General features: G+C 57.2%; 11 protein-coding genes. 3 read left to right on the top strand and 8 right to left on the bottom strand.

What is annotated here, in order from left to right; all coding sequences use genetic code 11:
- Positions 1 to 341: 341 nt before the first annotated feature.
- The 4 genes from ruvX to gshB are packed head-to-tail and all read right to left on the bottom strand — an operon-like array spanning position 342 to position 3,304.
- Positions 342 to 824, bottom strand: coding sequence for a Holliday junction resolvase RuvX (ruvX, locus tag R84865_RS13210; protein ID WP_435639910.1), 483 nt, complete (start codon positions 822 to 824; stop codon positions 342 to 344).
- Positions 817 to 1,374, bottom strand: coding sequence for a YqgE/AlgH family protein (locus R84865_RS13205; RefSeq protein WP_435639909.1), 558 nt, complete (start codon positions 1,372 to 1,374; stop codon positions 817 to 819). The genes ruvX and R84865_RS13205 overlap by 8 nt, the downstream gene beginning before the upstream one ends.
- 18 nt (positions 1,375 to 1,392) lie before the next feature.
- A complete protein-coding gene (locus R84865_RS13200; protein ID WP_435639908.1) occupies positions 1,393 to 2,376 on the bottom strand; it encodes a TonB family protein in 984 nt (327 codons plus the stop codon).
- Entirely contained in the window at positions 2,345 to 3,304 is a 960-nt protein-coding gene (gshB, locus tag R84865_RS13195) for a glutathione synthase (RefSeq protein ID WP_435638332.1), read from the bottom strand. The genes R84865_RS13200 and gshB overlap by 32 nt, the downstream gene beginning before the upstream one ends.
- 370 nt (positions 3,305 to 3,674) lie before the next feature.
- Between gshB and R84865_RS13190 the strand changes: the two genes are divergently transcribed.
- The gene (locus R84865_RS13190) at positions 3,675 to 5,738 is read left to right on the top strand and encodes a mechanosensitive ion channel domain-containing protein (protein WP_435639907.1); all 2,064 of its coding nucleotides are present in this window, start codon (positions 3,675 to 3,677) and stop codon (positions 5,736 to 5,738) included.
- 120 nt (positions 5,739 to 5,858) lie between these two features.
- Here R84865_RS13190 and poxB read toward each other — a convergent pair whose 3' ends face one another.
- A complete protein-coding gene (poxB, locus tag R84865_RS13185) occupies positions 5,859 to 7,586 on the bottom strand; it encodes a ubiquinone-dependent pyruvate dehydrogenase (protein ID WP_435633217.1) in 1,728 nt (575 codons plus the stop codon).
- 415 nt (positions 7,587 to 8,001) lie between these two features.
- Between poxB and R84865_RS13180 the strand changes: the two genes are divergently transcribed.
- The gene (locus R84865_RS13180) at positions 8,002 to 8,379 is read left to right on the top strand and encodes a hypothetical protein (RefSeq protein ID WP_435633219.1); all 378 of its coding nucleotides are present in this window, start codon (positions 8,002 to 8,004) and stop codon (positions 8,377 to 8,379) included.
- A gap of 100 nt (positions 8,380 to 8,479) precedes the next feature.
- Here R84865_RS13180 and R84865_RS13175 read toward each other — a convergent pair whose 3' ends face one another.
- From R84865_RS13175 to R84865_RS13165, 3 genes are all read right to left on the bottom strand, one after another.
- A complete protein-coding gene (locus R84865_RS13175; RefSeq protein WP_435639906.1) occupies positions 8,480 to 9,217 on the bottom strand; it encodes a 16S rRNA (uracil(1498)-N(3))-methyltransferase in 738 nt (245 codons plus the stop codon).
- Positions 9,218 to 9,223: 6 nt separating this feature from the next.
- Entirely contained in the window at positions 9,224 to 9,679 is a 456-nt protein-coding gene (gene secB / locus R84865_RS13170; protein ID WP_435633221.1) for a protein-export chaperone SecB, read from the bottom strand.
- A gap of 111 nt (positions 9,680 to 9,790) precedes the next feature.
- A complete protein-coding gene (locus tag R84865_RS13165) occupies positions 9,791 to 10,225 on the bottom strand; it encodes a rhodanese-like domain-containing protein (protein ID WP_435633222.1) in 435 nt (144 codons plus the stop codon).
- A gap of 366 nt (positions 10,226 to 10,591) precedes the next feature.
- On the opposite strand from R84865_RS13165, the gene R84865_RS13160 reads away from it, so the two are divergent.
- On the top strand, positions 10,592 to 11,216 hold a 625-nt coding region (locus R84865_RS13160; protein WP_435633223.1), incomplete at its 3' end, for a murein hydrolase activator EnvC family protein.

Raw genomic sequence — 11,216 nt, 5'->3', positions numbered from 1 at the left:
GGCGTGGGCGTGGGCGTGGGCGTGGGCGTGGGCGTGGGCGTGGGCGTGGGCGTGGGCGTGGGCGTGGGCGTGGGCGTGGGCGTGGGCGTGGGCGTGGGCGTGGGCGTGGGCATGGGCGTGGGCGTGGGCGTGGGCATGGGCATGGGCGTGGGCGTAAAATTTTGAATTTATCATTCAAAATCAATAGGTTGAGTTTTAACAGGCAGTGCGGTGTGATCGATTATCGCGCCGAAGGGAGCGAGCCGCTGCTTCCGCTGCACTGGCTAAGGAAGAACCGAGCAAGCGTGGGTCTAACAGAAAAGAAGGGAATGAGGGGGCGCCGGGCGAGCTAAGGTGCTCTGTCAGGCATCGAAGAAGGTGCGCAGAATGATTTCGGCAGCAATCCCATCGACGCCTTCGTCGCGATAGCTGCCTGCCTTTCTGCCGCGCTCACGGGCCACTAGCTTGGCTTCGCGGGTCGAGCCCCTTTCGTCGACGAATTCGACCGGCCGCGCGTAGCGGCCATAAAGACGATTGCCAAACTTGCGCGCGCGCCGACTCATTTCCGATTCGCTATCGTCCATGTTGAGCGGCAATCCCACCACGAACAGATCGGGTCGCCACTCACAAAGCAACTCAGTTACCTTGCGCCAATCGGGAATACCATTGCGCGCTGTTAGCGGTGACAAAGGGGTAACGGACTGCGCCATTTCATGGCCGACCGCAACGCCAATACGGCGAGCGCCGAAGTCGAACGCAAGCACCAGCCGTTGGCCTGCTTCCCGGCTTGGCGAGTCAGCGCGAAGCTTGGCAATTTTGGCGTCTTCCGCCGCATCTTCAGCCATGTCCGGCAATGCTCCCCAATAGATCCAGATTGACGCCTAACAAGTCTGCCGCCGCATCTCGCCGACGATCACACGGCATATCAAAGATTACCTTGCTGTCAGCCGCGACGGTTAACCACGCATTATCCTTAAGCTCGTCAGTCAACTGGGGAACCTGCCAACCGGCGCAGCCCATTAGCATTACGAACTCGTCTGGACCTGCGCCGCGCGCAATGGCATTAAGCATGTCCATTGAGGTTGTCAGCGCGATATCGTCGCTCACCTGAAGACTGGACTCCCAGTCGCTGGCTAGCCCGCGGTGCACGATAAAGCCCCGATCAGTATGCACTGGGCCACCATAGAGTACGGGCATATCAACGCGTACGGAAGGCTCGACACGCAGCTCAAGTTTCTCGAGCAAGCCACCTACCGTCAGCGTTAGCGGCCGATTAACAATAACGCCCAACACCCCCTTTTCGTCGTCGTCACACACATACACCAACGAGTTAGAGAAGTTGTCGTCCGCTAGCTGCGGCATGGCAATAAGAAAATGATGACGAAGACCGTGCATTGACCTACTAAATCTCGATTACCGGAAACGGAACCCCGACCCTTCACCGAACACCCAGGTGCGACTGAAGGAGAGCTCTGGCATCGAACCCATGCCAGAGTCGAAGGGGCGGAAGGGCCCTGCCCTATGAATTGTTCGCACCGCTAGCCTATCGAGGTCAGCGCGCCCGGTCGATTGTATCACCCTTACCGAGCGCAGCCGTCCATCCCGACCCACCGTGATACCCAACTGCATCAGCGCGTCGCCAGACGCCTCGCTCCCTAGATTAAGATCGATATAGGTTTGCACGGAACGCGTGAAATAAGCGATATAGCGGCTGACGGCATTACGCTGAGCGCTGGTTGCGGGCCCCGCAGCGAAACGATCAGCGGCCTGTTCCCAGCCGTTCGAAGACGCCGTGGACGCCACCTGATTGATCAAGTCCTGAGCGGAAGGCGTTTTTCCTGCGTGACGCTGCGGCTGAGCACTGTGATGACTACGTGCACCGCTACGCGAGCTGGCCGAGCGCTGCGAAGACTGGCGGCTAGCGCGCTGCGCAGTGGGCTGTCGGGAGGTTGCCGCGCGCGCCTGACTGGACGCTGAGCGATGCTGTTCATGCTCCTGCGTACTGGCAGGAGGAGTGGCCTTGGAGACCGCCTGTTGAACGCTGGAAGGGTCCACGCGCGGCTCAAGTGACCGTGCGTCAACAATGGAGACGCGATAGGGCTTGCCGCGATCCAACGGCGGTAGCGTCTGCTTTGGCCGTTGTTCAAGCCACCACAGCCCCAGCAAATGCAGCGCCACCACCGCGACCACACACGCCACCGTCAGAAGTAGTGAGTGCCCACTATCACCCTGATAGCCGACATCATCTTCCTCTAGCGACGACATCGACGCCGATAGCGGCGGATCGTCGTAATCGGCGGCGATCCCCGAGCAAATGGTCAGCGGTGGCTCCCCGAAGCGGGGCGCTACCAGGCTGACAAAATGCTCAGGCTCGTGTGAGTCGCTTCTCAATTGCATCCATTAATTGTCCGGCAATGTCCGTGCCTTTTTGATCGTCGATCTCGCGCAGGCAGGTAGGGCTGGTCACGTTGATTTCAGTGATATAGTCACCGATAACATCAAGGCCGACGAAGATTAACCCCTGTTCCTTGATTGATCCTTTGACCTGCTCGACCAACCATAGATCCCGCTCGGTAAGATCACGCGCAACCCCGCGACCACCTGCGGCCAGATTGCCCCGCACCTCTCCTGCGCTGGGAATTCGTGCCAATCCATACGGCACCGGCTCTCCGTCGATCAGCAGAATGCGGGTATCGCCTGCACTGATTTCGGGAAGGTAGCGCTGCACCATAATCTGACGCTTTCCGCCCTGAGTAAGCTGCTCGATAACCGCCCCTAAATTGCGGCCATCCTCGCCAACCCTGAAGATACCGGTGCCCCCCATCCCATCGAGCGGCTTGTAGATGACGTCGTGGTGCTCGGCATGGAACGCGCGCAACACCGCCTCGTTGCACGACACCACGCTGGGGGGAAGACACTGCGGGAAGCATTGTGCGTAGAGCTTCTCGTTGCACTGGCGCAGCGCCGTGGTGGGATTGACCACCAGCACACCTTCACGTTCAGCAAAGCCCAGCAAGTGAGTCGCGTCGAGGAATTCCTGATCGACCGGCGGATCCTTGCGCATCAAAATTACATCGAGATCGGCAAGTGGACGCGCCTGACGTTCGCCCAGCTCGTACCACTGGGAGGCATCACGATAGACCTGTAACGGTGCCATCAGGCCATAGGCGCGGCCGTTATCGAGATACAAGTCGGGCTGCTCAAGGTAAAAGAGCTGCCAGTTGCGGTCGGCGGCAGCCCACAGCATTCCCAGCGTAGAATCCTTTTTGTAGGCGATATCGGCGATGGGATCCATGATCACGCCCACCTTGATTGTTGCTGTCATTTCTCTCACTCGCTGCTAGTCAGGTGCGCCTGTGTAAGTACTTGCTTACCCCAGATCCCCTGAGAAGAAGGTCTTCCGCGCGACCTCACTTAGTTGGCTAACCAAGCCCAGGCCGCGTCGGAGGCATATGTAGTGCCAGTATGGGCGAATGCACGGGCAGGAACCAGCCTGCCGGAAGCAATTCTTAACATGCCGTGAAACCTGAGCGGTAAGGAGGCACTCCGCATGCGGTCACGCTATGCTTTTGTTATCGAAAGGCCACAGACGCCTGATTTTCCCGTTTACCGAGATCAACCGTATGTACCGAACGCGATTCTATAAGTCCGTCATCATGCTATGTCTTATGGCCCTGATAGCGGCGGCATTGTGTATGCCGCAAGGCCGTGCCCTGGCGGCGGATAACAGCAACACCATCGATACCCAGCAATTGGTGAAGGTGCTCAGCGATGACCAGCAGCGAGCAGCGCTGATCAAGGCGCTGGAGCAGGTGGAAGACAGCACCACCGCATCACCTCCGGAGGGCGACACTGCTACTGCGGCCGATCCCGACGAAGAACAGGGCATATTAGGTGCGATCACCACTGGCTTCGACAGTATGCAGGACGGGTTGACCGGCGAAGACAGCGTCGCGACGCGATGGAAGCACCTTTGGAACGCGAGTGAGCAGGATGCCAAAACACTATCGGCGCGCAACTCAACTTCCTTCGTGACAGCGAGCACTCACTTCGTCTATATGCTCATACTGTGGGGCGCCGCCTTTGTATGTATTCGCTATATAGGGAGAACGCTGCTTCGGCGCGGGCTGTCTGAGCAGTGGCGTACAACCCACCGGCAACTTAACGCAATTATTGATCAGTGGCTGATACGCCCGATTCCTGCAGCGTTATCGATGCTGATTGCGCTCTCCTGCTTCCATTGGTTAATTCCTCAGGATCTTGGCGCGAGCATCGCTTTGGCACTTTGCTACGCGTTCAGCTTGGGAACGCTTGTGGCCTCCATCTGTTTATCGCTGGCGATGATTGGCAGTTCGGTGCATCGCGGGCATGCGATGCGAATTCTCGCCAAAAGAGCCTATATACCGCTGTCCATCATTATTGCGCTGGCTGGCTTGAGCAATGTCCTAACGGCTTCGCCGCTCACCGGGCATCTGGGCGAGTCGCTATCAGCGTTAACGGCTCGCATCATTGGCGTCATCGGCTGTATCGCATTAATTGTGTGGTCGCAGATATTCCGTCGTGCGGTAGGTCACTTGATTTACAACGGCAGTCTCGCATTCCGACACGAGCGAGCCCCTTCCATCGATCGCAGCCTTGCCATCCTAGCGAAGCTCTGGCCGCTTTCAGTGACCATCATGTGCGTTGTCATGGGCTACCGGTTGGTCATGGCTCGTACCACCGAAAGCAGCGTATTTATCCCGCTGCTGGTGACCACGGCCATCGTCGTTATCGCCATTAACCTGATGGCACTGATTCGCCAGAAGCTGCTGACCATCTCTGCCGACGGTACCTCGGAACTTAGCGCTAGACTGCGACGGCTACTGCTGACGGTAGCCAACATCATCATCGTGTTGATTAGCCTGGAGTTAATCAGCCGCGTTTGGGGCGGCTCCTTCTACGCTATCGTCAATGCCAATACCGCTGGCCGCTTATTCAGCAATGCCGTGTTGTCGTGCACCGTGGTGGTGATTATCGCTTTCGTGTGCTGGATTGTTGTCGATGGCTTGATCAAGCGCGCGCTCGACCCTTCTGCCGGACGGCGCAACAGCATGCCGAGCCTGCGCGTACGCACGCTATTGCCGCTGCTACGCAACGTGGTCAAGATTATTCTCAGCGTTATCACGGTAATTACCGTACTGAGCAATATTGGCATCAACGTAGGGCCGCTCATCGCTAGTGCGGGGGTTGTTGGTCTGGCCATCAGTTTTGGCTCACAGCAGTTGGTGAAGGACGTCATCACTGGCTTCTTCAATATCATTGAAGACACCATGTCGATTGGTGATTACGTCGAGGTCAATGGCCGCTCTGGTACGGTTGAGAGCATCAGCATTCGTACCTTGAGCCTGCGCGACGACAACGGCGCGCTGGTGTCCATTCCCTTCAGTCAGATTACCGCGGTGCGCAACACCTCGCGTAAATTTGCCTATGCGGTCATCGACTTGCGCTTTACGCTCGATAGCGATTTAGCGACGCTGCTGGAGCTTGTGAAACAGACCGGAGACGAAATCAGCCATTCGCAAGAACAGCGCTATAACCTGCTGGGGCTTTACGAGAATAAAGGGCTCACCAATGTGACCAACGAAGGTTATCTGGTGGGTGGGCGTTTCCGCACCACCGTGAGCGGCTCGGCGGTGGTGAAGCGCGCGTTCTACCTAGCGCTGGCGCAGAAGGTACAGCAAGCGGACAACGTCTCGTTCTCCCGTACCTACACGGGCTAAGCCATTTTTGGAGCATCTTTCAGCCCGCAAATAAAGAAGGGATGCAGCCAATGCTGCATCCCTTCTTCTTATCACGGCCAGCGATGTCAGACGGCCATTACGCCCAGGCTAACGACGTTTTTACGACCGCAGCAGCGGAATGTTATCGCGTGCCAGGTCGATAAGCTCATCCCCGCGACCGCTCATGACAGCTCGCAGCATGTAAAGACTGAAGCCTTTGGCCTGAGCCGCCTTGATTTGCGGTGGCAGCGACAGCTCCTGCGATGCCGTCCACACGTCGATAATGACCGGGCCATCGTGATTGAACGCTTCCGACAACGCCTCATCGAGCTCTTCGGCCTTCTCGACACGAATCCCTTTGACGCCTATCGCATTCGCCATATCAGCGTAATTGATATTGTCGTACTTGGTCGTATCGTCGATGAATCCTGCGGCCTTCATCTCCATTGCCACGAAGCCCAGCAGGGAGTTGTTGAAGACCACGACCTTCACCGGCAACTTACGTTCACGCAGCGTGATAACGTCGCCGAGCAGCATGCTTAGACCGCCGTCGCCTGAAAGCGATACAACCTGACGCTGCGGATGCGCCGCTTGAATCCCAAGCGCCATCGGCAGTGCAGTGGCCATTGAGCCGTGAGTAAAGGAGCCGGTGAGATGACGCTTGCCGTTCATATGCAGATAGCGTGCTGACCACACCGTCGGCTCGCCCACATCACAGGTGAAGGCCGCGTCTTCGTCAGCCAAGGCACTGATACGCGCTGCAATGTGCTGTGGATGCAGTGCATAGCCCTCTTTCGAAGGTACCGCCAGATCGTCGAGCCCTTCGCGGGATTTGCGGTAATGCTTTTGGCTCGCCTCCAGGAAACGCGTGTTGTCGTGCTCTTCAAGCTTGGGAAGCAGCGCTTGCACAGTGGCTTTCACATCACCTACCAGCCCCCATTTGAGCGGCGTGCGGCGTCCCAAATGGTGCGGCCGCGTATCGATTTGAATCACGTTGCCATGCTCGGGGTAGAAATCGCGGTAGGGGAAGTTACTGCCCAGCACCAGCAGGCAGTCACACTCCTTCATCGCTTTGTAGCCAGACGCAAAGCCAATTAGCCCGGTCATGCCGACATCGTAGGGGTTGTCATACTCAACCGCGTTTTTACCCCTGAGAGCGTGGATAACGGGCGCCTTGAGCTTTTCGGCCAGGGCCACTACTTCATCGTGCGCGCCCATGCAGCCATAGCCACACAGCATGGCGATCTTCTTCTCGCCATTAAGGTATTCCGCGATCTCATCGAGGCGCGGTTCTGGCGGAGTCACTACCGGCGCCACCGGGTCGGTCCACTGGCTTTCCTTGATCGGTGCTTCAGCAAGCGCAACATCCCCCGGAATCACGACAACAGAGACGGAGCGATTGAGAATGGCACTGCGCATGGCAGTTTCGAGCACGCGCGGCAACTGCTCGGCGTGGCTGACCAACTCGCAATAGTCGCTACAGGGTTTGAACAGTGACTCTGGATGAGTCTCCTGGAAGTAGCCCAGACCAAGCTCACTGGAGGGAATCTGAGCAGCAATAGCAAGCATCGGTACCTTGGCACGCTGGGCTTCGAACAGCCCGTTAATCAGGTGAAGGTTACCGGGACCACAGGATCCGGCACATACTGACAAACCGCCGGTGATATCAGCATCGGCACAAGCGGCCAAAGCACCCGCTTCCTCGTGGCGTACGCCAATCCACTCGACGTTGCCGTTCTTGCGCAGGCTTTCGGTAATCCCATTGAGGGAATCGCCGGGCAATCCCCACACGCGCTTAACTCCCGCTTTCTCGAGCGTATCAACCAATAGATCGGCAACCGTTGCCATGACGTACTCCTTCTCACTATCTGCCGTGGATGGGAAACGCAGCCAGTGCCTGCTGCCAAGCAAGGTAGGCTTAAAGTTATTCACCGTACCCCAATATCAATAGTCCGTCAGCCACTTTACATAAGTCCATACATAAACAGGCCGCACGGGTAACGCAGCGATAGCCGAATCCTGAGTGGGACGTGGCAGCGTGGCAGCGTGGCAGCGTGGCAGCGTGGCAGCGTGGCAGCGTGGCAGCGTGGCAGCGTGGCAGCGTGGCGAGGCTAAATTCCAGCTATCCAACCGACAAGCCCCTTGCCGCACTATCGCCACAGCAAGTGCCAATGTTCTGGAGGTGTATCTTCTACGCTATTATCTGCAGCGATGACGAAGCCGATTAACCACTAACAACATGGCGCAACAGGAGTTCGATTGCATGAAACCCAACGGCGTGAAAGCCACCATAGGATTGTGTGTTGCCACCTGTCTGGCGATAGCGTTGGCAGGCTGTCATGGCAAGGACGATGACGCTAACTCTGAATCATCTTCCGGTAAGGCTGAACACCATGCTACCGCGCCATCTCGCAGCGAGAGCGCCCCAGCAGATAGCCAGCCTGCATCGCAAGCGGATACACCAGCGAACAAAGCGCCTGCGCATCAGCCTGAGAAAAACGGTCTAACCGCAGCTGACTGCACTCGTTCGCAGTGGAAGCGAATCAATTGCACCAACAAAGGCAATAGCTGTATCGAAAAGCAGATTGATCAAATGGGCAAATACCAACGCTGCAAAAACGCTGGACTGCTAGAGAAGTAAGCTAGCGTGATGCCGTCACATGCCCGATAGCCATGTGGCCCAAACAAAAGCCCCGCGAGCTATGCTCGCGGGGCTTTTGATAACACCTTCCATCTCGCCACTAAAGATCGCCGTAGCGGCTTTGCAGAATACTCAGCGCTACCAGCGGTGCTGTTTCAGTACGCAGAATGCGTGGACCAAAAGTGCGCGGTACAAAATGCAGGCTGCGAGCCAACGCCACTTCTGCATTGCTGAAGCCACCTTCGGGCCCGATCAACAACGATGTTTCACGTGAAACATTGCCGTCGAATGGATCACCATCAACAGCACTGCCAGCCTCCCCCGGATGCAGTATCCAGCGCAGCGGGCCATGCTGCCCTTCCAGCCAGTCAGTGAGCCGACGCGGAGAATTGATACGTGGCAGCCAGGCGCGCCCGCACTGTTCGCAGGCGCTCACCGCAACACCACGCCAATGGGCCAGTTTTTTGGCTTCCCGCTCATCGTTCAAGCGCACATCGGCGCGCTCGCTGTACAGCGGGGTGATCTCGGCAACACCCAGCTCGGTCGCTTTCTGGACCACGAAGTCCATGCGCTCGCCCTTGGACACCACCTGACCAAGGTGGACGCGCAGCGGTGACTCTGGCAATGGCTCACGCTTGGCAACTACGCGCACATCGACCTGCCGCCGTTCGACGCTGGCGACCAGCGCATCGACCTCACAGCCGCGTCCATCAAACAACTGCAGCGACTGCCCTTCCCGCGCTCGCATCACGCGCCCCACATGGCGCGCCTGAGCATCTGGCAGGGTAATCTCCTGCCCAACCAGTGACTCAAGCGCTAAATCGAGATAGATGCGCATTCAGATTCAAGCGTTGTTCTGCTGTTCCTGCTTCTGAGCATAGAGCGCATCGAAGTTGACCGGCGCCAGCATCAGCGTCGGGAAGCTGCCACGGTTCACAAGGCTATCGATGCATTCACGCGCATAAGGGAACAGGATGTTGGGGCAAAACGCGTTCAGCGTGTGATCAAGCTGTGCGCCTTCAAGACCAGAAATGGAGAACAGGCCCGCTTGCTGTACATCTGCCAGGAACGCTGTGGTCTGCTCTTCGCCGTTGAACACCTGAGCAGTAACGTGAACCGTTACTTCGTAAAGGTCGTCGGCCAGCTTGGTGAAGGCGTTATCAACATCCAGCTTGACCTTGGGCTGGAAAGGCTGCTGGAAGATGGTCGGGGAATTCGGGGACTCGAAAGAAATGTCCTTGACGTAAACACGCTGCAGCGCGAACTGAATATTGCTTTCCTGGGCGTTGCCTTCACTCATGGGGAAGTTCTCTCATTAAAGGTAACAGAATGGGGTTACGCACTTGCTGGCCGTTATAAATCGACCGTTGGGCGTGTGACAGCGACGCCCTGAAGAGCGGCTGCCGACACATTACTTTTTCTTTGATTTGTTGACGGTGGGCAGATCATCAGCCTGCCACTGCGCCATACCACCACGCAGACGCTTCACTTTAGTGAAGCCTGCCTTCTCAAGCTTAAGCGCTGCAGCAGAGGACTGCTGCCCCGCCTTGCACACCAAAATAACCGGCTGATCCTTGAAGTTCTCAAGCTCGCCGAGGCGAGATTCCAGCTTGCCGTTGGGAATATTGATAGCGCCAGCGATATACCCCGCCTTGAATTCCTTCGCTTCACGCAAATCAACGATCTGTGCATCTTCGCGATTGATCAAATGCGTAGCTTCACTCGAGCTTACCGCGTTAGCTCCCGAGCGACGGGCTTCGTAGAGCGCCCATATCAACAACACAACAACAAAGGCACCGACCAGCAGGGGATGGTGAGTAGCGAACTCTAAAAATCTGTCAAACATGGGGATAAATAACTCTTGAACATCCGGGAACGTACGATTGTGCCGAGTATACACTGAGCCTACGGTCATTTCACCGGACGACGTTATTTGTAGGCACTGCGCACGCAAGGGGTGGCTGCGCCTTAAATCAAGCTGCGCTATCATCCCTAACAACTATCGCTCAAGGTAGCTCAGTGAGGCCAAACGCGCGTCCTTGACTACACTCGGTTGATCGAATGCTGGCTTATACGGTGCTGTCCCGTTCGTACTAACAACGCCTTCGCGCTCAAGCAGCACTTAGGCATTGAATCAACGCATCAGCCTCGCTTTACCAGACAACCGACGCAACTCGACTATGGCGGCACTCTTTACGCCGGTGACACCCCTATGACGATTGACCGCAGCATCCCGCAGTACAGCAATGCGCACGCCAAGACACCCGCGACAACAGCCCGGCTGAGCCGTTATGGCGTTGGCGCACTGCTTTCGCTATTGCTGGCTGCCCCCATGGCACATGCCGACCGGGTAGATGTGCCAGCACAGCAACTGCGCCAGATCAATCAGGACATCACCCGTGCGCAAGGCCACCTGCGCGCCACTCAGGGCAAACGTGCGCGAGCGCAACGCGACTTGCGACTTGCCGAAGAGAACTTGGCCAACACCCACACCACCCTTGCAAAACTGACTCGTCAGCACAGCGATACCACCAAGCGACTGAGCACGCTATCCAATCAATTAACTGCGTTGGAGAAAGAAGCCAGCCAACAGCGCAAGGCGCTGGCCGCTCAGCTGAATGCGCTTTACCGCTTGGGCAAGGACCCGGAAATCAAGCTGTTGCTTGAGCAGAAAGATCCCACCCAATTGGCGCGCTATCAGCGCTATTTGAACGCGATTGAAGGAACACGCCGAGATCGGCTTGAAGCACTGGCCAAGCTCAATGACAAGATTACCGCCAATCGCGACGAGACCCAGCAACAACAGCAGCGCTTGGACAAGCTGATTGCCGCACAAC

The sequence above is a fragment of the Carnimonas bestiolae genome, assembly GCF_051251145.1.
Classification (GTDB): Bacteria; Pseudomonadota; Gammaproteobacteria; order Pseudomonadales; family Halomonadaceae; genus Carnimonas; species Carnimonas bestiolae.
This window is presented reverse-complemented; position numbering and strand designations above follow the sequence as displayed.

Excerpts from the sequence above, each read along its gene's own strand:
- ruvX (WP_435639910.1), bottom strand. The coding sequence starts at position 824 with ATGGCTGAAGATGCGGCGGAAGACGCCAAAATTGCCAAGCTTCGCGCT.
- R84865_RS13205 (WP_435639909.1), bottom strand. The coding sequence starts at position 1,374 with ATGCACGGTCTTCGTCATCATTTTCTTATTGCCATGCCGCAGCTAGCG.
- R84865_RS13200 (WP_435639908.1), bottom strand. The coding sequence starts at position 2,376 with ATGCAATTGAGAAGCGACTCACACGAGCCTGAGCATTTTGTCAGCCTG.
- gshB (WP_435638332.1), bottom strand. The coding sequence starts at position 3,304 with ATGACAGCAACAATCAAGGTGGGCGTGATCATGGATCCCATCGCCGAT.
- R84865_RS13190 (WP_435639907.1), top strand. The coding sequence starts at position 3,675 with ATGCCGCAAGGCCGTGCCCTGGCGGCGGATAACAGCAACACCATCGAT.
- poxB (WP_435633217.1), bottom strand. The coding sequence starts at position 7,586 with ATGGCAACGGTTGCCGATCTATTGGTTGATACGCTCGAGAAAGCGGGA.
- R84865_RS13180 (WP_435633219.1), top strand. The coding sequence starts at position 8,002 with ATGAAACCCAACGGCGTGAAAGCCACCATAGGATTGTGTGTTGCCACC.
- R84865_RS13175 (WP_435639906.1), bottom strand. The coding sequence starts at position 9,217 with ATGCGCATCTATCTCGATTTAGCGCTTGAGTCACTGGTTGGGCAGGAG.
- secB (WP_435633221.1), bottom strand. The coding sequence starts at position 9,679 with ATGAGTGAAGGCAACGCCCAGGAAAGCAATATTCAGTTCGCGCTGCAG.
- R84865_RS13165 (WP_435633222.1), bottom strand. The coding sequence starts at position 10,225 with ATGTTTGACAGATTTTTAGAGTTCGCTACTCACCATCCCCTGCTGGTC.